Source organism: Methylophaga thalassica MP (genome assembly GCF_000214595.1).
GTDB lineage: Bacteria > Pseudomonadota > Gammaproteobacteria > Nitrosococcales > Methylophagaceae > Methylophaga > Methylophaga thalassica.
Genome location: NZ_AFIG01000001.1, coordinates 403854 through 426431, shown reverse-complemented (window position 1 = coordinate 426431; position 22578 = coordinate 403854). Strand labels below are relative to the sequence as shown.

At 43.4% G+C, this 22578-nt stretch carries 25 protein-coding genes, 1 tRNA gene and 1 pseudogene; 9 read left to right on the top strand and 18 right to left on the bottom strand.

Features of this window, described 5'->3' with window-relative positions; genetic code table 11:
- Positions 1–94 precede the first annotated feature (94 nt).
- The 3 genes from MAMP_RS02055 to MAMP_RS02045 all read right to left on the bottom strand — a co-directional run bounded on the left by MAMP_RS02055 (position 95) and on the right by MAMP_RS02045 (position 1843).
- Positions 95–739 (bottom strand): hypothetical protein, encoded by a 645-nt coding sequence (locus tag MAMP_RS02055; RefSeq protein ID WP_007144311.1) that lies wholly within the window; start codon positions 737–739, stop codon positions 95–97.
- Between the two features lie 100 nt (positions 740–839).
- The gene (gene tpx / locus MAMP_RS02050; RefSeq protein ID WP_007144310.1) at positions 840–1334 is read right to left on the bottom strand and encodes a thiol peroxidase; all 495 of its coding nucleotides are present in this window, start codon (positions 1332–1334) and stop codon (positions 840–842) included.
- Between the two features lie 59 nt (positions 1335–1393).
- Positions 1394–1843, bottom strand: coding sequence for a hypothetical protein (locus MAMP_RS02045; protein WP_050797511.1), 450 nt, complete (start codon positions 1841–1843; stop codon positions 1394–1396).
- Positions 1844–2041: 198 nt separating this feature from the next.
- On the opposite strand from MAMP_RS02045, the pseudogene MAMP_RS02040 reads away from it, so the two are divergent.
- The 4 genes and pseudogenes from MAMP_RS02040 to MAMP_RS02025 all read left to right on the top strand — a co-directional run bounded on the left by MAMP_RS02040 (position 2042) and on the right by MAMP_RS02025 (position 6048).
- A pseudogene (locus MAMP_RS02040) lies at positions 2042–3007 on the top strand (mitochondrial fission ELM1 family protein).
- Positions 3008–3013: 6 nt separating this feature from the next.
- Positions 3014–4135, top strand: a complete 1122-nt coding sequence (locus MAMP_RS02035; protein WP_007144306.1) for a glycosyltransferase family 4 protein — start codon at positions 3014–3016, stop codon at positions 4133–4135.
- Positions 4132–5142, top strand: a complete 1011-nt coding sequence (locus tag MAMP_RS02030; protein ID WP_007144305.1) for a glycosyltransferase — start codon at positions 4132–4134, stop codon at positions 5140–5142. The genes MAMP_RS02035 and MAMP_RS02030 overlap by 4 nt, the downstream gene beginning before the upstream one ends.
- 3 nt (positions 5143–5145) lie before the next feature.
- Positions 5146–6048 (top strand): glycosyltransferase family 9 protein, encoded by a 903-nt coding sequence (locus MAMP_RS02025; protein ID WP_040576137.1) that lies wholly within the window; start codon positions 5146–5148, stop codon positions 6046–6048.
- Here the strand turns inward: MAMP_RS02025 and MAMP_RS02020 are convergent.
- The 4 genes from MAMP_RS02020 to MAMP_RS02005 all read right to left on the bottom strand — a co-directional run bounded on the left by MAMP_RS02020 (position 5990) and on the right by MAMP_RS02005 (position 9946).
- Positions 5990–7255 (bottom strand): O-antigen ligase family protein, encoded by a 1266-nt coding sequence (locus tag MAMP_RS02020; RefSeq protein ID WP_007144304.1) that lies wholly within the window; start codon positions 7253–7255, stop codon positions 5990–5992. The genes MAMP_RS02025 and MAMP_RS02020 overlap by 59 nt on opposite strands.
- Positions 7256–7361: 106 nt before the next feature.
- Entirely contained in the window at positions 7362–8705 is a 1344-nt protein-coding gene (locus MAMP_RS02015) for a TolC family outer membrane protein (RefSeq protein WP_007144303.1), read from the bottom strand.
- A gap of 20 nt (positions 8706–8725) precedes the next feature.
- The gene (locus MAMP_RS02010) at positions 8726–9268 is read right to left on the bottom strand and encodes an OmpA family protein (RefSeq protein WP_007144302.1); all 543 of its coding nucleotides are present in this window, start codon (positions 9266–9268) and stop codon (positions 8726–8728) included.
- 135 nt (positions 9269–9403) lie between these two features.
- Positions 9404–9946, bottom strand: a complete 543-nt coding sequence (locus tag MAMP_RS02005; RefSeq protein ID WP_007144301.1) for a glutathione peroxidase — start codon at positions 9944–9946, stop codon at positions 9404–9406.
- A gap of 172 nt (positions 9947–10118) precedes the next feature.
- Between MAMP_RS02005 and MAMP_RS02000 the strand changes: the two genes are divergently transcribed.
- Entirely contained in the window at positions 10119–10478 is a 360-nt protein-coding gene (locus MAMP_RS02000) for a hypothetical protein (RefSeq protein WP_007144300.1), read from the top strand.
- 22 nt (positions 10479–10500) lie between these two features.
- On the opposite strand, the gene MAMP_RS01995 is transcribed toward MAMP_RS02000, so the two are convergent.
- From MAMP_RS01995 to MAMP_RS01980, 4 genes are read right to left on the bottom strand one after another with little or no spacing between them, the layout of a single operon-like run.
- On the bottom strand, positions 10501–11097 hold the full coding sequence (locus MAMP_RS01995; protein WP_007144299.1) for a nucleotidyltransferase family protein: 597 nt from the start codon (positions 11095–11097) through the stop codon (positions 10501–10503).
- A 2-nt stretch (positions 11098–11099) separates the two neighbouring features.
- Entirely contained in the window at positions 11100–12128 is a 1029-nt protein-coding gene (locus MAMP_RS01990; RefSeq protein WP_237701187.1) for an XdhC family protein, read from the bottom strand.
- Entirely contained in the window at positions 12094–14394 is a 2301-nt protein-coding gene (locus MAMP_RS01985; RefSeq protein ID WP_007144297.1) for a xanthine dehydrogenase family protein molybdopterin-binding subunit, read from the bottom strand. The genes MAMP_RS01990 and MAMP_RS01985 overlap by 35 nt, the downstream gene beginning before the upstream one ends.
- Positions 14394–14852 carry a (2Fe-2S)-binding protein gene (locus MAMP_RS01980; RefSeq protein WP_007144296.1) on the bottom strand — a complete coding sequence of 153 codons (459 nt, stop codon included), beginning with the start codon at positions 14850–14852 and terminating at the stop codon, positions 14394–14396. The genes MAMP_RS01985 and MAMP_RS01980 overlap by 1 nt, the downstream gene beginning before the upstream one ends.
- A 226-nt stretch (positions 14853–15078) precedes the next feature.
- Here MAMP_RS01980 and MAMP_RS01975 point away from each other — a divergent pair, with 226 nt between their 5' ends.
- Positions 15079–15219 carry an entericidin A/B family lipoprotein gene (locus tag MAMP_RS01975; protein WP_007144295.1) on the top strand — a complete coding sequence of 47 codons (141 nt, stop codon included), beginning with the start codon at positions 15079–15081 and terminating at the stop codon, positions 15217–15219.
- A gap of 52 nt (positions 15220–15271) precedes the next feature.
- Here MAMP_RS01975 and MAMP_RS01970 read toward each other — a convergent pair whose 3' ends face one another.
- From MAMP_RS01970 to MAMP_RS01960, 3 genes are read right to left on the bottom strand one after another with little or no spacing between them, the layout of a single operon-like run.
- Entirely contained in the window at positions 15272–15715 is a 444-nt protein-coding gene (locus tag MAMP_RS01970; RefSeq protein WP_007144294.1) for a hypothetical protein, read from the bottom strand.
- 32 nt (positions 15716–15747) lie between these two features.
- Positions 15748–16020, bottom strand: coding sequence for a DUF883 family protein (locus MAMP_RS01965; protein ID WP_007144293.1), 273 nt, complete (start codon positions 16018–16020; stop codon positions 15748–15750).
- Positions 16021–16076: 56 nt separating this feature from the next.
- Positions 16077–16319, bottom strand: a complete 243-nt coding sequence (locus MAMP_RS01960; protein WP_007144292.1) for a hypothetical protein — start codon at positions 16317–16319, stop codon at positions 16077–16079.
- A 261-nt stretch (positions 16320–16580) separates the two neighbouring features.
- On the opposite strand from MAMP_RS01960, the gene MAMP_RS15825 reads away from it, so the two are divergent.
- The 3 genes from MAMP_RS15825 (at position 16581) to MAMP_RS01945 (ending at position 17745) form a co-directional block, all read left to right on the top strand.
- On the top strand, positions 16581–16745 hold the full coding sequence (locus MAMP_RS15825; protein WP_007144291.1) for a DUF1328 domain-containing protein: 165 nt from the start codon (positions 16581–16583) through the stop codon (positions 16743–16745).
- A gap of 91 nt (positions 16746–16836) precedes the next feature.
- Entirely contained in the window at positions 16837–17595 is a 759-nt protein-coding gene (locus MAMP_RS01950) for a Crp/Fnr family transcriptional regulator (protein WP_007144290.1), read from the top strand.
- 9 nt (positions 17596–17604) lie between these two features.
- Positions 17605–17745 carry an entericidin A/B family lipoprotein gene (locus MAMP_RS01945; protein ID WP_007144289.1) on the top strand — a complete coding sequence of 47 codons (141 nt, stop codon included), beginning with the start codon at positions 17605–17607 and terminating at the stop codon, positions 17743–17745.
- A 231-nt stretch (positions 17746–17976) separates the two neighbouring features.
- On the opposite strand, the gene pdxH is transcribed toward MAMP_RS01945, so the two are convergent.
- The 4 genes from pdxH to dnaG form a co-directional block, all read right to left on the bottom strand.
- Complete coding sequence (gene pdxH, locus MAMP_RS01940) at positions 17977–18624, bottom strand: pyridoxamine 5'-phosphate oxidase (RefSeq protein ID WP_007144288.1); 648 nt, start codon at positions 18622–18624, stop codon at positions 17977–17979.
- A 167-nt stretch (positions 18625–18791) separates the two neighbouring features.
- Positions 18792–18868: transfer RNA gene (locus MAMP_RS01935), tRNA-Ile, on the bottom strand.
- A gap of 11 nt (positions 18869–18879) precedes the next feature.
- A complete protein-coding gene (gene rpoD, locus MAMP_RS01930) occupies positions 18880–20724 on the bottom strand; it encodes an RNA polymerase sigma factor RpoD (RefSeq protein ID WP_007144287.1) in 1845 nt (614 codons plus the stop codon).
- A gap of 90 nt (positions 20725–20814) precedes the next feature.
- Positions 20815–22536, bottom strand: coding sequence for a DNA primase (gene dnaG, locus MAMP_RS01925; protein ID WP_007144286.1), 1722 nt, complete (start codon positions 22534–22536; stop codon positions 20815–20817).
- Positions 22537–22578 lie beyond the last annotated feature (42 nt).

Here is a 22578-nt window from a genome sequence, read left to right as displayed (position 1 = left end):
CAGTCCCCCCATCAGGTTTTAGCAAAAAGAACGTTGTCGTTAATAAAGAGAGCAAAAGTTATACCCGACTTAAAAGCTAGGTTAATTTTCAACCTCATTTAGGTAATGCTGCTTCAACCATACTGTTGATCAGTTCAGCCGCATTTTCTTCATGTGTACCCCGAAAGGCTGAAACCAGGACTTTTGCTTCATTAAATGCTTGATCTATTTCCCGCCTAAAAAGCTGTTTATAGCGTTCCACGCCTACCAGATAAACACCGCCTGACAAAGTGATTCCCAGCAGTATCTCCTGTTTACTGTCACTCTTTTCCGAAGCGATGAGTTGAGCAACAATCTGACTATAAAGGGGAATTCCCATCACAAAACTTAATAGCTTATTCACTTCTGCAGGATTCCTGTTTTTCCAGTACTGAGCATAGATTGAGATACGTCTTAACCGCAGCCAGTCAATATCAGATATAGCAGCGACGGGACCCGATGGCTGTGCACCGTGAAAGATCAATTCAATATCACTGCAAAACTGATAAAAATCTGGCAGTGACGCCTTGCCTAGTTGATCCGCAATAATGGCAATATCGACTTCCAGCGCTTGCATCGCAGTCGGAGCAATATGCTCATAAACAACTTTACTATGGCGCTGTCCATTTTTGTCGGACCAGAACTGGACCGCTCTTGCCAAAGGATGGAATTCAGCAAGCACCGACACAGATGAAAATAATTGTGTATCCGGATTTATCATCTACACACCTCCGGCAAAATAAGCTCAGCTCACTTTTTCAAGCAAAAAAAAGCCCTGTTCAACGTAGTGTTGAACAGGGCTTTGACCGTTACCACACGTCTTAGCTAAGTGCAGATAACGCTTTTTCATAATCAGGTTCATCAGCAATTTCGCTGACTTGTTCTGTGTAAACGACTTTACCGTTTTCATCAATGACCACAACTACACGTGAGCATAGTCCGGCTAACGGTCCGTCTTTCATTAATAAGCCGTAATCCTCAGCAAATGAAGAACGGAAAGCCGAACCAGTGACCACATTATCAATGCCTTCAGCCCCACAAAAACGAGCCATTGCAAACGGTAAGTCTTTTGAAACACAAACCACAGTCGTGTTATCCAGTGCCGCTGCTTTTGTATTAAATTGTCTGACTGACATCGCACAGGTAGGTGTATCTACCGACGGAAAAATATTTAACACGACACGGCCAGATAAATCTGCCAGTGTTAATTCAGACAAATCATCTTTTGTCAGGCTAAATTCGGGTGCCTTGCTTCCCACAGCCGGTAACTCACCGACAGTCTCAAAAGGTGTGCCTTTTAATGTCACCGTAGTCATAAAATCTCCTTTAATTTTAGTTATATGAACAATATAGAACGGGGTTCAAACAATTATTTTCAAACGGGATGTTGTTGTTTTTCGTAAGACCGTTGTCTGCTTTGTTTGAGTTCACCCAGTGTTTGATAGACTTGGCGGGCATCAGATAAATTCCGCTTGGCAACAGCGACCCGCTTATCTTCAATCATAGCGATCATGGCGATAACACCCACAATACTGATCAGCGTACCAGCAATTCCCCCTGATACCCAAGCCACATAGATTGCCAATAAAATAAGAATGAAGATCTGGATGACCATCCATTGCGACGCCAGTTTCTCTTTTTGGCAGGTCACATACTTCTCATGCCATAAACTCACTAATAAGTTCAGCTCTTCATCACTCAATACGGCCAGATTACTGTAATACTCGAGTCCGATTAATTCGTCATTGTAGTTACGGGAGCTCAATTGCGCATCTTCAGCCATTTCCTTTAACGCACTAAATGTATCTTCATCACGCTCAATCATATTCACTCCTTTTGATGCCGCTGTCTCACTATGACTCAGCTCGGCTGACGCTTCCAGAGACAAGACTCCCTAATTTATTTTCTGCGAAGTATCTCTCATTTTCATAAAACTTTAATACTCCAGCCCTATAGTCCACAGCAAATCGCCTTGCTAGACAGAGGCAACTTTGCTTTTTATTTAATCTTAGGTGCTGTCACCATGAGTACTAATAACGCTGAAAACATTACTATCTGGCGGCTCACTGATGGAAAACCCGGTCATCAAAGTCAGTCCTTGGGTTTGGTCAATGCCTTGAAACGTAAAATGCCCTGTGAAAGTTTTGATATTCCGGTAAGTGGTCGTCTACAACCTGTGTTTGACTTATTGAGTACGACCTGGCCTGCAGGTCAGGGACTGCCATTACCTGATCTCATCGTCGGAGCAGGTCATCGCACGCATCTTCACATGCTGGCAGCAAAAAAAGTGTATGGCGGGCAAACGATTGTCTTGATGCAGCCCAGCTTACCTGTGTCGTTTTTTGATCTTAGCTTAATACCAGAGCATGACTATTATCAAGGTGGTGGGAATGTGTTGGAAACCCGGGGGGTGCTTAACCCTATCCATGCCGCTGGTGAGACATAAAAAAACGAAGGTCTGATAATGATTGGTGGCCCATCCAAACACTGTGACTGGAACGAAAGCCAACTCATCTCACAGGTTACTCAGCTTTGTAAACAAAACCCTCGCATTCACTATACGCTGACCACCTCTCCCCGTACACCTGCAAATTTTGCCACTCATATGCTTGGCTTCAAACTGGAGAATCTGACGATTGTGCCGTTTGAAGAAACGGATCGGAATTGGGTCGCACGGCAATTAGCCGCATGTTACAGCGCCTGGATAAGCGAAGACTCTGTCTCAATGGTATATGAGGCACTCACCGCTAAAACGGCCGTCGGTATTCTTAATATGCCTGTTAAACGCGATAACCGTGTGTCGCGAGGACTCAGCAAACTTGTCGGTGATGGCTATGCGGTTCGCTTCGATAGCCTGGGTCATTATAAAAGCCGCCTGCAACCTGTTCCGGGATTTATGGAATCAGAACGCTGTGCTGACTGGATCATGAAAAACTGGTTAGATGCAGCGGTACAACCTCAAACCCTACCTTTACCGCAGCTCAGTTAATCCTTAATGACAGAACGTTTAACAGTTGTTCAGGTATTACCTGCGCTTGAATCGGGTGGCGTTGAGCGAGGCACATTGGAAGTCGGACACTATCTGGCAAGCCAAGGCCATCGCTCGCTTGTCATTTCAGCCGGTGGACGCTTAGTTGACACACTCACCAAGCAAGGGAGTGAGCATATCAACTGGAATATTGGCAGAAAATCGCTGGCCACATTCCGTCTTATTCCACGATTGCGCCGCTTTCTGGTGAAAAATCGTGTGGATATTTTGCATGTCCGCTCACGTATGCCAGCATGGGTCTGTTATTTCGCCTGGAAATCTTTACCCAAACAATCACGACCTAAATTCATCACTACTGTTCACGGCACCTATTCTGTCAACGGTTACAGCAGAATCATGACCAAGGGCGAGCATGTGTTTGTGGTATCAGAAAAAATTCGCGACTATGTCACCACCCATTACGGGGTCAAAGACAATCTCACCCTCAATTACCGAGGCATAGACAGACGCGATTTTCCTTATGGTTTTGAACCTGATAGCGAATGGCTGAAACATTGGTATCGAAGCTTTCCACAAACTCAGGGAAAACTAATAATTACGCTGCCAGGGCGTATTACACGCTGGAAGGGTCAGGCGGATTTTATTGAGATTATTGCTGAGCTCAAGAAATATTATTCAGATGTGCACGGACTTATCGTGGGTGAAACCAAAAAAGGAAAGTCCGCCTTTTTAGCTGAGCTCCAGCAGCGTGCGGCGGAACTTGGTGTAATCAACGATATCAGCTTCATTGGTCACCGAAGTGATCTAAAAGAAATTATGTCTATTTCAAGTTTAGTGATGTCACTATCACTCCAACCTGAAGCCTTTGGAAGAGTGACCATTGAAGCATTGAGCCTGGGTGTACCCGTTATTGCCTATGCGCATGGCGGCGTAGAAGAACAACTTTCGACAGTGTTACCAGAAGGCAGAGTGAGAACCGGTGATAAATCCGCAGTTATCAGCTTAGCAACAAAATGGTTACTTGCCCCACCTACCGTGCCGGAATCCCATCCTTTCATTTTGCAATCCATGTTAGACACCACCTTATCTGTCTATAAACGCGTTTTACAGCAAAGCGCCGCATCGTGAATACCTGTCAGATCCTATTAAGCAGAGGTGAGGGTGGGCTGGAAAAACATGTTCGCGAACTTTCTATTAGCCTCAATAGAGCCGGGCACACGGTCAGTGTTATTGCTGATCCTCAGTTTTTAGATACCTTACCTGAGCAAATACAGCATTTTCCGGTGAATGCCCGTCTAAGCCGAAATAATCCATGGCTCTGGTTAAAGGTGCTGTATTTCATCCATCGCTCCAATGCCGATATTGTGCATGCCCAGGCCAATAAAGCGACGGCGGTGTTAAATAAATGTCGCTGTTTCCATTCAGCAAAAACCGTGGGAACACTGCACAACATCAAAAGCAAAGTAAAAGATTACGCCAAGCTGGATCAAGCTATCGCGGTTAGTAACACGCTACGCTCTCAGTTGAATACCCCGAATGCAGTGACTGTCTACAATGGCATTTCATCGCCAAAGGTAAAAAAGATTAATCTGTATAAAGAGTTTGGGCTGAATCCTGACTTACCCACATTATGTGCTGTTGGTCGTTTGGTTGAAGCAAAAGGTTTTGATTTATTGCTGGAGGCCATAGACGGCCTGCACTTGAACTTGCTCATTATTGGTGAAGGCAAGGAAAGACATCGCCTACAAAAACAAATTCAGGAGCTATCCCCTGATACACATTGTCGTCTAACGGGCTACCGACCTGATGTCAGTTCACTGATGCAGTCCTGTGATGGCGTGTTAATCAGTTCCAGACGAGAAGGTTTCTCCTATGTGTGTAGCGAAGCATTACTATTAAATATGCCAATTTTATCAACAGATGTTCCGGTTGCTAATGAAGTGCTGGATAAAACTTTAATTGTCCCTATTGCAGATAGCAAAGCCTTTCGTCGACGCTTAGAAAGTCTTCTGAAAAACCCAGCTCATTGGCAAAGACTGATGCAGGAGGCGATTGTCTTTGCTCATCAAGCTATGACACTGGAAGCCATGACTGAAAATACGCTTGCTGTTTATCAAGCATTAACCGACGCTTAGCTCATGACGCAGGCTGGCAAATTATTGCTTATCAAACACGGTGCGTTTGGTGATCTTATCCAGGCAGATGGGATATTCCGCGACATTCGCCAATACTTTAGACGGGCAGAAATTGTTTTATTAACCATGTCTCGGTATGAGTCCTTAATGCAACGTTCTCCCTACGTTGATCGCATCATCATCGACGACAGACTGCCTCTTCGTCATCTACAGCAGCAGTGGAAGCTTCGTAAGCAACTGATTAATGAACAGTTTGATCTTATTATTGATTTACAGAACTCTGATCGCAGTGCCTTATATCAGCGCTTCTTTTTACCTAAGCTGAGGTGGATAAGTCGACGTACAAAGGCCGCGCCAGAATCAGGACTAAAAGGCTTAGTACAGTTACTCACCGAATCAGACATCCCTCATCATTATGCCTTATCACCTAACGTTAGCTGGATGGTTGAAAAAACATCCGAAACATTGAGCAAATACCCAATTAACAAGCCATATATTGCACTTATTCCCGGTAGCTCGGCTCAGCATAAAGAAAAGCGTTGGCCATACTATCCCGCCTTATCAAAAGCACTTATCGAGCTCGGTTATGGGGTAGTGAATATATTAGGTCCCGATGAATTAGATATGGCAGCGAAGCTGTCCGGTTATAGCCCTAACAGCAAAGACGACTTATTCAATTGGTTTGAACTGGCAGGCATTCTGAAAGAGGCTAGTTATATCATCGGTAATGATACCGGCCCCAGTCATATCGCTTCATGCCTCGGCCGCCCCGGTCTCGCTTTATTCGGACCAACAACCTCTGTGAGCCGCTCTGAAATTGAGCGAGGTCAATTTCAGGCTCTGCAAGTCAACGATTTACATCAGTTAAGCATTGATCGGGTTCTGAGCTATCTACCGAGGATATAGCTAACACCCAGGCAATACCTAACCATACCAGTGCTGCCACCCAGTTACTCAGAACGCTGATGCCTCCAGTTAGAGGCCAAAAACTCACCGTTAATACCGAAAAACTCAAAGCAGCTTTTATCCAGTCACGCTGACCCAATAAGGCGCCTAAGACTTTTTTGTATAGCAAATACAGCATAAACAAAAATAAACATAAGCCGACCACACCTGTCTCTGCGCCTAACTGCAAATACAAATTATGCGGGTGAGTACACATCAGGCCGCTGTCTATGAGTAACTGCTGTTGTTCACATACTGTTTGATAGGTATGTAAACCACTACCCAACCACCAGTTGTCCTGCCACACCTGCCATGCCGCCTTAAACACGCTGCCATAATCTGATTCAGCAAATGTTGAGAGCTTTGAACCGATGCTCACGATACTTCTCTCAAACATCTCAGGTGATAAAAACAAGGTGATCATCAATGTGATACCAAGTATAGCCAGCATAAACAGTAAGCTTTGTTTGTATTGTTTATATTCCAGTAACATGGCGATAAAAACGATGGCACAGCCTGAGCTGAACAAGATGAGTGCCATTCTCTCCCCCGTTAGGAAGGTAAAAACAAAACCACTTCCCATCGCCACCATCAGAAACGTTAACTGCCGTAATACAGACGATTTAAAAAGTGGGATAAAAAAGGCTGCAAATAAGGCGATAAACCACAGTCTCAGTAACATCGTGCCTGGAATAGGACTACGGAATGGACCTGTTAAACGAGTGTCAGAAAAGCGCTCTATACCAAACCAGTCAACATCAAAAAAATATTGCCATAATGTGTCGGCAATAATAAACAACATGGTCAGTAACAAACTGATAAGAAAACACTGTCTTTTTTTAGCATCATTGAAAACCCAGTATGACAAAGCTACTGCAAATAAAGGCCATCTTATAAAAGTAAGCACATACTTCAAGCTTTCAGATGAATCACTACTCAAAGGCAGATTGACGACAAGAAGGTAAGCATTAAACAGCAAGAATGCTAAAAACCAGGGCTGTTTTACCCAATCCCAATCACATTTTTTAAAACTGAAGATAAGAAAGGCAATCGCTACGAGTACCACAGTTACATCAGCTATTGCCCGCGAAAACAGCAATAACGCAGGTAACAGATAAAGAAACAGGTGTGCAGCAGGAGGAAACCCCAAGGGTCGGTTGATGAGCATGCCTATATTCGCGAAAAACGCTCATCATATTCGACTTATATGACAATTTAATGGCGGTAAGCCAAGCTGCTAATGTCTTGCTTGGCTAAGCCAGCTGGTATCTAACTTATTGTGGTGACTCAGTCGTTTCAGGTTGAGCTACAACAATGGCCGCCTCTGGTGCTTCCACAGACAAACTTTCCATCAGCCTACCCATCGTCTCTGATAACCAGTAACAGGCATAAATATGATCATAATAAGCATTGGTGTAATCGTTTCTGGCCGTCAATAATTCGTTTTCTGTATCCAGTAAATCTAATAATGTTCTTCTGCCTACATTAAACTGTTCGAAATACGCATCCCGCGTTTTTTCTGCAGCAATCTTACGTTGTTCGAGGATAGGTAATCGTCTTGACAGTGTTTCTACATTAATCCAGGCCAGACGTACATCACGGTCAACATTGCGTTTGATAATCTCCGCATTTTGTTTTGCTTGTTCACTTAGATACTTCGTCTCTTCGATACGCGCTTTATCGGCACCACCATTGAGCAGGTTGTAATCCATTCGAATCATGGCCTGAGCTTCTTTCTCATGACCACGTGTGCCATCCAGATTATTGTCTGCTCGTGTACTCAGCTCCGCATTCACTTGAGGATGAAACGGCGCTTTAGCCCCTTCTTCCTGAGCTAGTGAGGCCTCATGTTGCGCCATTGCCGCCCATAATGAAGGATGTTGTCTGTAAGCAATTTGTAATGCATCCTCGACAGCAGCGGGCGCAGTATCACAACATGACTTACCGGGATCAGTTAAGGATTCAGGCGCATGACCCACCAAACGCTGATAGCGTGTTTTTGCGTCCTGCAAATTGCCTTCTGTGGAACGTAAATTTGCTTGAGCCAGGGCCACTCGACCAGTAGTCTGGTCAAGATCAGAACGATTACCCACTCCGGCTTCTGTTCTGAGTTTAATTTTGTCGAAGATTTTTTCGTGCTGCTCCAGACTTTCTTGTGTTTCTTCCAATAACTGTTGGCGTTTAAGTACATCGAGATAACTCTGCACGGTGTTAAGACCGATCGTTTCTGCCTTATCTGTGACATCATAACCAGCAGCATCCGCTTGAGCCTGACTTTGCTCTACAGCACTTTTAGTGGCAAATCCATCATAAAGCATCTGCGTTGCTTTAATTTCAGCTTCACCACGATTCAGCGATTCATGATCGGGGCGCGTTGCCGGGTTTTTCGTGCGCTCGTAACCGATGCCCAGCGTTAAATCCACCCGAGGATAATAACCTGCTTTAGCTTGATCAACCGTCTTATCAGCACTGTAACGACGATTGGCTTCTGCCAAGACTTCAGGGTTTTGTTTTAGTGTTGCATCCACCGCTTCCTGTATGGTTTCCGCAGCAATATTTGTGCTCGCTATCGCTGCAAGACAAGCAGCAAAAATAGTAGAAAATCGTGATAAGACCATTTTTCTAATTACTCCAGAAATTAACGAACATCAATTTCGACCCGGCGGTTACTCACTTCATCAGTCTCATCAGGTGTAGGCACTTTCAAAACTGTTTCGCCTTTACCTACTGTAGAAATACGAGATTCGTCCACGCCAGCGTTGATCAAATCCTGTGCGACTTTTTCAGCACGGCGTTTGGATAATTTATCGTTATATTGTGAAGAAGCGAGTGTATCAGTATAGCCAACGACTTCAATATGACGATTTCTTCTTTCTAAAACCGCTTTATAGATCTTAACGGATTCGCGTAATGAGTCGGGTGTAAAAGTGGTTTTATCGAGCTCAAAATAGAGCGTTGCGTGATATGGTTCAGGGGTATGAATAACTTTAGGTGTTGTAGTAACCACCATCTCTTCATGACAAAACGGAGAACCACTATCTGAAATGGTTAGAGGTGCTTGTAATGACTCACGTAAATCTGAGCGGGGAGTATCAGGACCAATAGCATCATGAATCGTGCTACAAGCAGACAGTGCTAAACCTAATAAACTGGTAATAACCAGCCGAAAACCAATAGACATCCTTAACTCCAGCCATCCCTAACGTCATAACAATATTTGCTAATCATAACAACAAAGTATGATTATCACTAATGTAATGATGTCGTTACTGATTTATTTAATAAATACAGGCTACCCAGCAAATGTATGGACTGTTTAATCTTTTTTAACAAGTGACTCGATAGCTTCTACTAGACTGGCATCATCCGGCTCTACAGCACTTGGAAAGTGTTCTAATACATGGCCATCGGCATCGATAATGTATTTGTTAAAATTCCAGTCCGGCGCCTGACTTTGTTTGTTTATCTCCATGAAAATCGGGTTGGCACGCGGACCAGTGACATAGCTAGGTGCCACCATGGTGAAACTTACACCAAAGTTTTCTTTACAGATTCTGGCTGCCTCTTGTTCTGTCTTAGCTTCTTGATCAAAATCGTTACTGGCAAAACCAATAACAACCAGTCCTTTATCCTCATATTGCTCATGTAACTTTTCCAAACCACCAAATTGGCGAGTAAACCCACAATGACTGGCGGTGTTTACCACCAATAAGACCTTGTCTTTGGCGGTCTCACATAGATTTACGGTGTCATTTGAGTGCAGTTTCGGTAAATCGTAATCAAAATAAGCCGGACAATCTTTAGCATGAACCATAGATGAAAATGCCATTAATAATCCCAGCCACACATATTTTTTCATAATCTCTCTCCTGTTCATTCCAACCTATTTTCTATATTCGTTATCAAAAAAATGTGATGACCATAATATGACTAGTCTTTTGATAAATTTGGAAATTTAAGACGTTGTTATCAATTAATGAAGCTGTTAAATTTATGTTAGGTATTTCACAATTTTACACAAGGGACGTGTTTTGGAAGCCAGATCATTATCAGAGTGTGGAGTCATCTCAGACTGGGGCATAGTTGAAGTCGAGGAAACCAAAGACAGGCATATTTTTGGTTTCTCCAGCCACTATAATTTCTATGTGATCACTCAAAAAATTATCGACTATCATTATGATGTGAAAACACGGCAAGGATCAGCCCTCACCGAATCAGGTATTCTCTATGCCTTAACTGGCAAACCCGTTTCCTACAGTCCCAACAAGCAGTTACAACTTCAGGAATTCATGGAAAAAAATAACTGTAAGTTAAAGCCTGTGAAAATTGAGCGATTTAATCTCTTTTACTTGAACGACTTCTTTCAAAAGTTATTATCTATCAATCATTAAGTCTCTGAGACTATCATGCAGCTTACTGCAGTAGTGAAATATCGGCTTGAGTATCAATATCAATGAATATCGACGGCGTATCAATATTCACTGCCTGTACCAGTGTTTCATGAGCTTGCACTATTGTTTTAGCACCTACATCGCCAGTAAGTTGTATCAAATCATCTCGATATTGGTTGGAGAATGCGACTGGGTGCCCTCGTTTGCCATGATAAAAGGGAGCTGATATAGCCGCTCCCTGTTTTAACTCACTAACTAATAATTCCAGTATGTCGGATGTTATCATCGGCATATCTGCCAAACCAATTAACCATCCCTTTGCTTGCTGAGTGGCTTGAATCCCGGCGGCGAGTGAATGCCCCATTCCTAAATCGGACTTATCCGCTTTGATAAAGTTAACCCGGCCTGCCACGGATCGACATACTCCTAATAGCTCTTGGTTATTTATTGGCGTGACGAGGTGAATTTGCTCAAACACCTCTAACCATGGCGCTAAAGCATGCAATATCAGCGGCTGTCTCACACCTTTATATCCAACTTCCGTCAGCAGCTTATCCGCACCAAAGCGCGAGGATTTACCGGCAGCAAGAATAACCGCAGCAATCTCTGCCGTTTCCACCGTTAAACTGTCACCTTATCAACGGATGACGTAAGTTGTGGTGTATGTATTCTGTCGCGACGAACGGCAATCAACTCAGCAGAAATCGCTACCGCGATCTCGGCAGGGGTTTTACTGCCTATCTGTAGACCAACCGGACCATGTAAGCGGTCTATTTCTTGTTGGGTGAGATCAAATAATTTCAGTCTTTCCCTGCGTTTATCATTATTGGTTTTGGCTCCTAAAGCACCAACATAAAACGCTGCTGATTTTAGGGCTTCCAACAATGCCATATCGTCTAACTTAGGATCATGTGTTAATGCCACCACCGCGGTATTCAGATCAGGCTGAAGGGACACTACCGCATCATCAGGCATCATGGTGAGTAAAGTGCTCTGTTCATGTTGCCAGGTTTCCTGCATTTCTGGTCTTGGATCGCAGACAAACACCTGGTAATCCAGTGCCGTAGCCATATTTGCCAGATAGAATGACGTTTCTGCTGCACCAATGATTAATAGACGCAACCTTGGTCCGTAAACAAACGACAGTGAACCTTCCTGCTCACTGACAACAGGTTCATGACTGATGGCATCAGTGCAAGTTACCTGTAACGAGTCCAACGTGACCTGTCTCTTTATTAACTTCTGAGACTCAATCGCCGTCACCACCGTTTTAAGCCAAGCCTTATCAAGCACAGGCTCTATCAATAATCTGAGCTGACCACCGCAAGGAAGTTTATACCGTAGCTGCTCTTCCTGATTAGCGCCATAGATCTTGAGCTCGGCAGATGAACTAGAGAGCTGATGCTGTTTAACTAAAGACACCAGATCATCCTCTATGCAACCACCAGACACTGATCCAACCAACAAACCATCACTGCGTAGGGCACACATCGACCCCGGTTGGCGGGGGCTGGAGCCATAGGTTCCAACCACCGTAATTAGCCAGACCTTATGCCCTTCTTGCTGCCAGCTCAGTAGCTGTCTGAGCACATTCAGATCATGCCCGGTCATACGACTAGGACTCGAGCTGATAACGTATCGGTAATTCACGGATACGTTTACCGGTAGCATTAAAAATCGCATTACATATTGCCGGTGCGACCGGAGGCATACCCGGTTCACCAACCCCACCTAATGGCTGATTAAAATCTTTTGCCGGTACCAGATGAACATGGATTTCTTTTGGTGCTGCATCCATACGAGTGACCTGATAACCATCAAAATTGTCCTGAACGGTAACACCATCTTTGAAGGTGATTTCACTTGTCATGGCTAAACTTGCGCCCATAACGCATGCCCCTTCAACCTGAGAGCGGATACGTTCAGGATTCACCTGTGGGCCACAATCTACAGCCACATCGATTCTCGGTATGCTGACTTCACCATCGTCATTAACAACAACTTCCACTACCGTCGCGACATATGTCACGAAACTATAGTGAACGGCTAAACCCTGTCCCGAACCTTTCGGCAAGGTTTTACCCCAATCCGCTTTTTCGGTGACCATATTAATGACGCCTTTCATACGTGCTGTATTGAGAGGGTATGCCTCTGGCGACTCACCATAATTCCAATCATCTTTTAATGACGCCGGATCAATTTCACGATCAGGACCGATCAATGACAGTAAAAAGTCTTTATGATCTTTTTTCTGCTGATGCGCCATCTCAGCGATAAATGACTGAATCGCAAAAGCATGCGGAATATTAGAGACGGAACGGTACCAACCAATACGAGTATGTGCAGCTGCTTCAGGATTTTCAATTTGAATATTCTTCACATCAAATGGAATATTCACAACACCCATGCTTAATTCCATCGGCATTTCATTTTTAGCATCTTTCGCAAAAGTAGAAGCGATAGTTGGTGCAACTGTGCGATGTAACCAGGCCGTTGCATTACCACTTTCATCAAAACCAGCTTCTAAATGTTCGGCAGAAACGGTGTGGAAATAAGAGTGTTGAATATCATCTTCACGCGTCCATACCGTTTTAACAGCTTGCCCTCCTAAGGCTTTAGAAATTAAAGCGGCTTCGACAAGGTAATCAGGTTTTGATTTGCGGCCAAAACCACCACCAAGCAGAGTCACATTCACCTTAACTTGCTCAGGTTTTACTTCTAACCATTTTGCGACCGTATCGACACCCGCTTGTGGGTTTTGTGTAGCAGTCCAAATCTCACACACATTATCCACAATTCGTGCCGTTGCAGCTGGCGGCTCCATCGGGGCCTGAGCCAGGTGAGGAATATAATAATCCGCAGAGATGGTAGAACTCGCATTCGCTAGTTCATTATAGGTTTCACCTTTACTACGAATGACTTTGCCACCTTTCTGTTTGGAAGAAGCCTGTAATGTTTCGCGGAACTTGGCTGAATCATATTCACGGTTAGGACCTGCATTCCACTCAACAGATAATTTTTTTCTGCCCTGAATGGCTGCCCAGGTATTTGAGGCAACTACCACAACCCCACCGAGCGGATTAAATACTGCAGGAGGCGGGCTGCTGGGTAAGGTTAAAACTTTGATCACACCCGGTACTTTCAATGTTTCAGTATCGTCATATGATTTCAGTGTATCGCCATAAGCAGGTGGATGAGCAATGACTGCATAGACCATGTCATCGAGGCGAACATCCATGCCATATGTGGTTTGTCCGGTGGCAATATCGAAACCATCGACCAGCTTATTATCTTTCTTGCCGATGTAATTAAATTCGTCTGCAGACTTATAAATCAGGTTTTGATTTTCAGGCACAGCCATTTCAGCTGCTTTTTGCGCCAACTCGCCAAAACCAAGCGTCTTACCTGTTTTAGCATGAGCAACCTGATGGTTTTTCGCTTTGACTTCTGAAACAGGAACGGCCCACACTGCTGCAGCGGCAGCTTCCAGCATCATTCTGGCTGCAGCACCGACATTACGCATTGGCATAAAGAAATGGCGCATACTACGTGAACCATCTGTGTTTTGGTTGCCGTAGCGCTTTTCATTACCATCGGCTTGAATCACTTTGACTCGCTGCCAATCAGCTTCCATTTCATCAGCAACGACCATCGGCAAGCTTGTTCTGACACCTTGGCCCATTTCAGAACGGTGAGCCACAATCGTCACGGTGCCATCTTCAGCGATGGAAACAAAGACCAAAGGATCATCAACCCAACCATTTGGCATGCCATCACGGCCATACTTTTGCTTTTCATCAGCGGCTAACAACTGAGCCGGCATACCCACCGCCAGAACAAGACCACTTAATGCGAAACCTTTAAGAATACTACGACGGCTAATGTTGGCTATTTGTGGAGCATTATTATCAGTCATTATTTACCCCCCTGCTGCGCTGCTTGTTTGATGGCTGCCCGAATACGTGTGTAGGTACCACAACGACAAATATTTCCACTCATCGCATTATCAATATCTTCATCTGTTGGGTTAGGATTATCGCGAAGCAGTGCTGTAGCAGCAACGATCTGTCCTGACTGACAATAACCGCACTGCGGTACATTGATTGACTGCCAAGCTTCTTGAACAGCCTGGCCGACTTTGTCCTCAGAGACCGCTTCTATGGTTGTGATTTTCTTGTTTTCAGCAGCACTGATCGGCGTAACACAAGAACGAATTGGCTGACCATCCAGCATCACAGTACAGGCACCACATAGCGCCTTACCACAGCCAAACTTTGTCCCCGTCATACCTAGGACATCTCTAAGTGTCCACAGAATGGGGGTATCTGTGGGGACATCAACCTGACGGCTTTCGCCATTAATTGTGAGTTTCATTTGAATAATCCTAATTCTGATACGAGTATGGTTAGTTAATTTTTTCTAACACAGCCACACATAGTTAGCTGGCTAATTATTATTCATTATACATGACTGTTGTTAACAGTATTAGTTCCTATCGATAAACTACTGTGATAAGCGTGATAGCGTCGTCAAGAAAAGGGTTCTCTATTTTTTTATAGTTGTGGTAATTTTATGCCCTGATAAAAATGTAGGAGCATTTATGAAACCTTTCGCCGTCTTATTATCTATTTGTATTGTCTTACTTCTGAGTGGTTGTAACACAATGGAAGGTATTGGCAAGGATGTTGGTGCAGCAGGTGATGCCCTGGAAAAGAGTGCCAGTGATAACAAAGGATATTAATAAAAAAGCCTCAAATTACCGAGGCTTTTTTGTTAACTATTTAGCTTAAAAATTACGTTTCATCAAAATACTGCTTAAAAGCAGACTTGACGATCGTTCTCGCTTCTTGACTGTAGCCAAATATCACACCGGCAGCCAATGTCGTTGCCAGAGACTTTCCCGGATGTTTTTTAATTAAATCCGCAAGCACTGAATCGGAGAGTTTTTCCAGGATCATTTGTAACTCATCGGCTTGTTGAGAACCACTCGTTTGCCCCTCTCTATAACGCAAAGAGGCTTTTTCTGCTGGGCGATTCAATATTTTTGCTACTGCTAAAATCAGTAAGGCCAGCAAAAGGTAAGCAATGGCTGTTAACAGAGCAGCCAACTGTGGCTCAAAGTAGTCGTTAAGAGCGATGTAGGCTGCGACACCAGCAAAACCAAAAGCAAATAACCCCAGAATAATTGCCAGAGCATAAGCTAATGTGGTGATTTGTATTCTTGAAAACAGACTCATTGTTACCTTCTTATCCGCTAGGATGGGTAGCGTTATTTTCTATCCAGTACTTTACCGATCACCAGACCAATACCAAAAGCTACTGCCATACTAGTATAAGGATGCGCTTCAACTTCGCCTTGTGCTTTAGCTAGTGATTCCTTAGCTTGCTGTTGAGCTTGTTGAGCAGCGGCCTTAACTTTATCTTGGCCTTGCTGAGCATATTCTGATGTCAGATTTTTTAGCGTGCTGGTAACCTCTGCAAAATCTTTACGTAATGCATCCAGCTGTTCTTGTAATTCTTGATTTGTCGTTTGTGTAGCCATGTTTATCTCCTGTTGATTTGTTTAAAACGTATCGTCGAGACTATTTTCCGTGGCAACTATTTATCCGTTGCATCTTCAACTTCATCAGCTGAATCTTCAATGGCATCACCAGCATCGTCTGCGGCATCATCAATTGCATCACCGGCATCTTCAACCGTGTTATCAATTTTTTCACCCATTTCTTCTGCTGGACCATCGTTGTCACATGCTGCCAATAAGCCAACTCCGGCAAAAGCAAACATAATAAGTAATGCGCGGCAGATCATTGAAAAAGATTTTGATTCACTCATTGATTTCATACTTACATCTCCATTTAAAGTTAGGTGGAAAATATTGTTTACACCATGATGCTGACAAAAGTTATGCTGCATTTGTTCAACCATAGTGACATTAAAAGCAGTTCATAAGCAAAAAAGTATTTATCGGAAATACTCATTGTTTTGCTGTTTCTTAATCTAAGCTATCGTTGATTTATAATTATCGCCTTAACATATGTTAAAGACGACGCAATGAAATACACATATCGTATTCATTCCCATTCACTATAAAGGAAGATAGATATGTTAAGTTGGGCATTGACGTTTTTAATCATCGGTATTATTGCTGGTGCACTAGGTTTAAGTGGTGTTGCAGGTACTGCAACGAATATTGCTTGGATTCTATTTGTTATCGGTTTAGTGCTTGCTCTTATTTTCTTCATCACTGGTAGACGCCCCCCAATGTAGGCGTATATTCTCACGAAATACAGACATTCTTAATCGGTGATCACTTATTCAAGAAAGTCTCTTTTGAACTACATTATTTAAGCGAGTCTTCATGGAATCTGTTATCAGCGATGCAGATAGTTGTATTGTTCACCAGTTTGAAAAAATGGTTGAATTATCAGAGTCAGAAATAAACCTTCTTGCAGCTCTCGAAAGAGATGCTCGCAAGTTTGACTCTGGTGAGAGATTAGCCTTTGCTGGTGAGTACAGTGATCGTTTTTATACTCTGAGGTCTGGCTGGGCTTGTGCCATAAAAACCATGGCCGATGGTCAACGGCAAATTCTTGATATTTTCTTGCCAGGGCAGATTTTAGGTCTTCGGGAAATTGGTCTCAGTCATTCACTGACTGAGTTCAGGGCTTTAACACCCATTGAAGCCTGCCCGTTCCCAAAACAAAGATTGACAGAAATTTTTGAAAAGTCTCCACGGCTGACAGATTTATTCTTTCTGATCATGGCAAGAGAACAAGCGATGCTGATTGAAAGAATTGTCAATATCGGTAGACGAAATGCCGCTGAGCGTCTCGCTCATTTTATTGTCGAAATGAAGGTGAGACTAAATCAGCGTGCATGTGAATTTCATCTACCCATGAACCAGAGTGTTATTGGAGACACACTCGGTATTTCATCAGTACACGTCAGTCGAACATTTAAACACCTACGTGATTTAGGTTTAATTGATAATAAAAACGGACAAATCGAAATTAACAATCTGGAAGGTTTAATTGACCTATCTGGTTTTGATAGAACCTACCTTGAAACCTATCCAGACTGGACCAGACTAACTAAACCCTCTAAACGAGGATACTAGGAGATAATTATGAAACTAACAGCTTTATTAATTCCATTAACCTTAACGCTATTTTTATCAGCCTGTAATACGATGGAAGGTGTTGGCAAAGACGTTGAATCTGCTGGCGATGCTATCGAAGACTCGGCATCAGAAAATAAAAATTATTAATCGCCCTATCCTATTTGTTTTTTACTCTCAGCCCCTCAATTGGGGCTTTTTTTTGTTCAAAAGACTTGGGGCAAAAAAAAGCTAGGTAAAAACCTAGCTTAACTAATTAGAAGGAGCAATAAACGTGAGAACTGAAACCAATCACCTCACAATCATGCTAACGTCAAGCTATCAAATAAGTTAAATTCAAACACGGCAAAGTATGCGCTAGCTCACATTTTCTGATGATTTTTATGGTGCCAGGCGTTGTTTTATCCACTGCTTATCAGCGCTTAATTTATATGAAATGCGATCATGCAAGCGGCTTTGCCTGCCCTGCCAGAACTCCCAATAATCCGGCACCAACCTGTAACCACCCCAATGTTCTGGCCGAGGGGGCGTTAAGCCATACTTCAATGCATATTTGGCTGCTTGTTCTACAATCACTTTTCGATTATCAATCACCTGGCTTTGTGGGGAGGCCCAAGCACCAATCCGATGAGTCAGGGGTCTTGATGCATAATATCGATCCGACTCAACAGTTTCGAGCTTCTCAACCTTGCCCTCAATTCGAATAACGCGTTCTAACTCTGGCCAGAAGAACTGTAATGAAGCAAATGGATTAATGGCTAAATGATGTCCTTTCCGGCTCAGATAATTGGTAAACCACACTAGACCTTTTTCATCAAAGCCTTTAATCAATACTGGTCGACTTGATGGCCGTCCGTGCTCACCGACAGTCGCTAGCGTCATTGCATTGGCTTCATTAACGTCTTTATCTAAAGCCTCAGCTAACCACGCCTTAAACTGACTTAATGGCTCATCTGCACTCTTCTGCTCCTCAAGAGAGCCTTTTTGATAGCTCGTTCTAATATCTGACAAGCCCAATTCATCATCCATAAGCACTCTCATACAAGAAATATATTCATACTGTGCCAACAGTTTGTTGGCTTCACAACTACATCTGACTTATAAATGATGATAATCAATATTGTGTGAATTATTTATCAAACATGGAGCAATAAAAAAGCCTTGATACCTGACTGGTAACAAGGCTTTGATTGTATTGGTGGGCCCACTAGGACTTGAACCTAGGACCAATGGATTATGAGTCCACTGCTCTAACCAACTGAGCTATAGGCCCTTTTGACTAGCTTAAGAACCTTCTGAATCCAGGAAGCTTCGTAATTGATCAGAACGTGAAGGGTGGCGTAGTTTACGTAATGCTTTCGCTTCAATCTGACGAATACGTTCACGTGTTACATCAAACTGTTTGCCAACTTCTTCCAGCGTATGGTCGGTGTTCATATCAATACCAAAACGCATACGTAATACTTTTGCTTCTCTTTCTGTTAAGCCGTTTAACACGCCTTGAGTCGCTTCACGCAAGCCTTCTATTATCGCAGAATCTGAAGGTGAAATCACATTCACATCTTCAACAAAGTCACCTAAGTGCGAATCTTCGTCATCACCAATCGGTGTTTCCATCGAAATGGGTTCTTTAGAAATTTTCAGCACTTTACGTACTTTATCTTCTGGCATATCAACGCGTTCTGCCAATTCATCAGGAGTAGGTTCACGGCCCATTTCCTGTAGCATTTGGCGTGCAACACGGTTCAATTTGTTAATTGTTTCAATCATGTGCACAGGGATACGAATCGTACGAGCCTGATCCGCAATAGATCGGGTTATCGCCTGACGAATCCACCAGGTAGCATAGGTTGAAAACTTATAACCACGTTGATATTCAAACTTATCAACGGCTTTCATCAAACCGATGTTACCTTCCTGAATTAAGTCCAGGAATTGTAAACCGCGGTTAGTATATTTTTTCGCAATAGAAATAACCAGACGCAGATTCGCCTCCACCATTTCTTTCTTCGCACGACGAGCTTTTGCTTCTGCGATCGACATTTGACGTGAAATTTCTTTTATTTCAGAAATTGACATACCACGACTTTCTGCAATCTCAGCTAAAACTGACTGTGCAGCGATAATTTCATCATGATGTTTCTTGATGGTAGAAGAGTAATGTTTTTTCGCTCTGATATGTTTATCAGCCCAGTTAACATTACTTTCGTTGCCCTGGAATGAATCAATAAAGTCGCGGCGATTCATGCGGGCTTGTTCTACCACGATATCCATAATAATTCTTTCTTGATTACGGATTTCGTTGACTGTTTCGCTCATCAGGTCATTCAGGTAAGCCAATGTTTTTGGAGTAAGTTTAAACTCCATAAACTGTGCACTAGCTTGCTCACGTGATGCCTCAGCCTCTTCACCTTCTGCTTTCAGGTAGGCATTAAAGCTTTCTTTTAATGCTTCAAAGCGAACACGTGCTTCTTCAGGATCAATTTCGCCAGAATCATCGTCATCACTGACGTTATCCACAGAGTCATCATCGTCATCATCTGAATCGCTATCAGAATCATCATCTGCGTCATCATCATCTGTATCACTCAGATCATCATGTTCTTCCACGAGTTCTTCAGCAGAAACAAAGCCTTTTATCAGCTCGTTCAGACGCATTTCACCGGCTTCGACGGCGTCATACAACTCTAAAAAGGATGAAATACAGGCTGGATATGTCGAAAGCATCATCAAGCTTTCACGTAAGCCTGCTTCAATGCGTTTCGCAATGACAATTTCGCCTTCACGGGTCAGTAGTTCTACCGAGCCCATTTCGCGCATGTACATACGTACTGGATCGGTGGTTCGACCAAATTCGCCATCAGAGCTTGCTAGAACAGCAGCAGCTTCTTCATCTGAAACTTCGTCGTTTGACGAAACCGCTTCAGCAAGACGCTCCATTTCATCGGTATCCATGCCATCTTCATGGACCATAATACCGAGGTCACTGAACATGCTGACAATATCTTCGACCTGATCAGCATCTACCAAATCTTCCGGAAGATGATCATTAATCTCACCATAAGTGAGATAACCACGTTCTTTACCTAAGGCGATCAGTTCCTTAACGCGTGATTGTTGATCTTTCATGCAGCCCCTTTAACCCTGTGACGCTATATAGACGTGAACACTTCATTATACTGAAATGACAAATTTATTGCATCAAATTAACATAAACATTTAGCTCTGAGATAACCGTAATTCTGCTTTTTCAGCCTCAGTTAATTCACTGAGCGGCTTTGACTCGAGATAAATTCGTCGTTGTTGTTTTGCCTGTTTTTGCAGTTGCGAAAAAATACCGAGCAACTCGTACTTCAGTTCATCTGCCGATAGACTCAAACTTTGCAGCGCTAGTTTCTGAAGATGCGCACTATTTTCCCTGTTACGCCAACGTTCTAGAAGTGCCGCAGTAGTTAGATGGGGATGCTCATGAAGAGTTTCAAGCAATTCTTTAAGAATATTAACGCCAGGTAAATCAAGTGAACTAATTGACGATGTGTCATCAATTTCACGCGCCAGAATCGGATATTGCAAAAGAATGCTAATAGCCAGCCTGAGTGGCGTCATTGTCGCCATAGTTTGTTTTTTGGCTGGGCGTTGCTGTTTCTGTGCTGGTTTTTCAATATGACGATTTAGCGTCGCCATATTCGTCTGGCTCAATTCCGCTAGGCGTTGCTCCAGCATATCTCTGTAAACCCCCGCCGGAACATGTTTAAGATAAGGCTTTGCTATCTCGACAAGTCTTGCACGCCCATCCATTGATCCCAGCTCGACTTTCTCAGTTAGCCATGCAAAGAAAAAATCAGAATAATTTTGTGCGTGTAAGACTTCTGACTCAAATGCTTCAGCACCGTGTTTTCGTACCATACTATCGGGATCTTCACCATCTGGCAGGAACATAAACTTAAGTTGCTGATTACCTCCTAACATAGGAAGGGCATTTTCGGCCGCTCGCCAGGCCGCTTCTCTGCCTGCACGATCCCCATCAAAGCAAAAAACGACTTCGGGCGCTGTTCGAAGTAACTGTCGCAAGTGATCTGGGGTGGTAGCGGTACCTAATGTTGCAACAGCATTAGTTATGCCGTGTTCGGCTAATGCAATCACATCCATATAGCCTTCTACAATCAGTATGCGTTCGAGTTTACGATTTTGCTTTCTCGCTTGATAGAGACCGTATAACTCAGTGCCCTTATGGAAGATCGGTGTTTCCGGCGAGTTAAGGTATTTTGGCGTTGAGTCATCCAACACCCGACCACCAAAACCGATAACACGACCCCGTCTGTCGCGAATAGGAAACATCAATCGATGACGAAAACGGTCATAGGTCCGCCCAGCATCATTTTTGATTAGCAGGCCCGTATCGAGAAGCTGTTTCACCAGTGTCTGAGATGAACCAAATGTCTTTAAAACATTATCCCAACCATCGGGAGCCATACCGATTCCAAAGGTCTCTATGGTGTTTTTGGATAAGCCTCTGGACTTTAAATAATCGACAAAAACCTGTCTGTCTGGATGTGTTTGTAATTGATGGACATAAAACTGACTGACCTTGTCCATCAGGTCATAAAGGTTTTTCTGCTGGGGTGATTGTGAAACATTTTGCGTGGTAGGTACGGTCATGCCAACCTGATCAGCCAATTCCTGAATAGCTTCAGGAAAGCTTAACTGATCATATTCCATCAGAAACCCTATCGCCGTGCCATGGGCTCCACAACCAAAGCAGTGATAGAACTGCTTATCCGGACTGACTGTAAACGAGGGGGTTTTTTCATTATGAAAAGGACAGCAGGCATGCAAATTCTTGCCTGCTTTCTTCAGTGCAACCCGGGTATCAATGATATCGACGATATCGACCCGGGCTAGCAACTCATCAATGAATTGTGGGGGTATTTGACCAGCCATATTAGTTATTATGGCTGAAATTTGCTGTAAATATTAACCATA

What these genes read in the sequence shown, in the direction of transcription:
- MAMP_RS02055 (WP_007144311.1), bottom strand. Translation starts at nt 739, where the DNA reads ATGATAAATCCGGATACACAATTATTTTCATCTGTGTCGGTGCTTGCT.
- tpx (WP_007144310.1), bottom strand. Translation starts at nt 1,334, where the DNA reads ATGACTACGGTGACATTAAAAGGCACACCTTTTGAGACTGTCGGTGAG.
- MAMP_RS02045 (WP_050797511.1), bottom strand. Translation starts at nt 1,843, where the DNA reads ATGATTGAGCGTGATGAAGATACATTTAGTGCGTTAAAGGAAATGGCT.
- MAMP_RS02035 (WP_007144306.1), top strand. Translation starts at nt 3,014, where the DNA reads ATGACAGAACGTTTAACAGTTGTTCAGGTATTACCTGCGCTTGAATCG.
- MAMP_RS02025 (WP_040576137.1), top strand. Translation starts at nt 5,146, where the DNA reads ATGACGCAGGCTGGCAAATTATTGCTTATCAAACACGGTGCGTTTGGT.
- MAMP_RS02020 (WP_007144304.1), bottom strand. Translation starts at nt 7,255, where the DNA reads ATGCTCATCAACCGACCCTTGGGGTTTCCTCCTGCTGCACACCTGTTT.
- MAMP_RS02015 (WP_007144303.1), bottom strand. Translation starts at nt 8,705, where the DNA reads ATGGTCTTATCACGATTTTCTACTATTTTTGCTGCTTGTCTTGCAGCG.
- MAMP_RS02010 (WP_007144302.1), bottom strand. Translation starts at nt 9,268, where the DNA reads ATGTCTATTGGTTTTCGGCTGGTTATTACCAGTTTATTAGGTTTAGCA.
- MAMP_RS02005 (WP_007144301.1), bottom strand. Translation starts at nt 9,946, where the DNA reads ATGAAAAAATATGTGTGGCTGGGATTATTAATGGCATTTTCATCTATG.
- MAMP_RS01985 (WP_007144297.1), bottom strand. Translation starts at nt 14,394, where the DNA reads ATGACTGATAATAATGCTCCACAAATAGCCAACATTAGCCGTCGTAGT.
- MAMP_RS01980 (WP_007144296.1), bottom strand. Translation starts at nt 14,852, where the DNA reads ATGAAACTCACAATTAATGGCGAAAGCCGTCAGGTTGATGTCCCCACA.
- MAMP_RS01975 (WP_007144295.1), top strand. Translation starts at nt 15,079, where the DNA reads ATGAAACCTTTCGCCGTCTTATTATCTATTTGTATTGTCTTACTTCTG.
- MAMP_RS01970 (WP_007144294.1), bottom strand. Translation starts at nt 15,715, where the DNA reads ATGAGTCTGTTTTCAAGAATACAAATCACCACATTAGCTTATGCTCTG.
- MAMP_RS01965 (WP_007144293.1), bottom strand. Translation starts at nt 16,020, where the DNA reads ATGGCTACACAAACGACAAATCAAGAATTACAAGAACAGCTGGATGCA.
- MAMP_RS01960 (WP_007144292.1), bottom strand. Translation starts at nt 16,319, where the DNA reads ATGAAATCAATGAGTGAATCAAAATCTTTTTCAATGATCTGCCGCGCA.
- MAMP_RS15825 (WP_007144291.1), top strand. Translation starts at nt 16,581, where the DNA reads ATGTTAAGTTGGGCATTGACGTTTTTAATCATCGGTATTATTGCTGGT.
- MAMP_RS01950 (WP_007144290.1), top strand. Translation starts at nt 16,837, where the DNA reads ATGGAATCTGTTATCAGCGATGCAGATAGTTGTATTGTTCACCAGTTT.
- MAMP_RS01945 (WP_007144289.1), top strand. Translation starts at nt 17,605, where the DNA reads ATGAAACTAACAGCTTTATTAATTCCATTAACCTTAACGCTATTTTTA.
- pdxH (WP_007144288.1), bottom strand. Translation starts at nt 18,624, where the DNA reads ATGGATGATGAATTGGGCTTGTCAGATATTAGAACGAGCTATCAAAAA.
- rpoD (WP_007144287.1), bottom strand. Translation starts at nt 20,724, where the DNA reads ATGAAAGATCAACAATCACGCGTTAAGGAACTGATCGCCTTAGGTAAA.
- dnaG (WP_007144286.1), bottom strand. Translation starts at nt 22,536, where the DNA reads ATGGCTGGTCAAATACCCCCACAATTCATTGATGAGTTGCTAGCCCGG.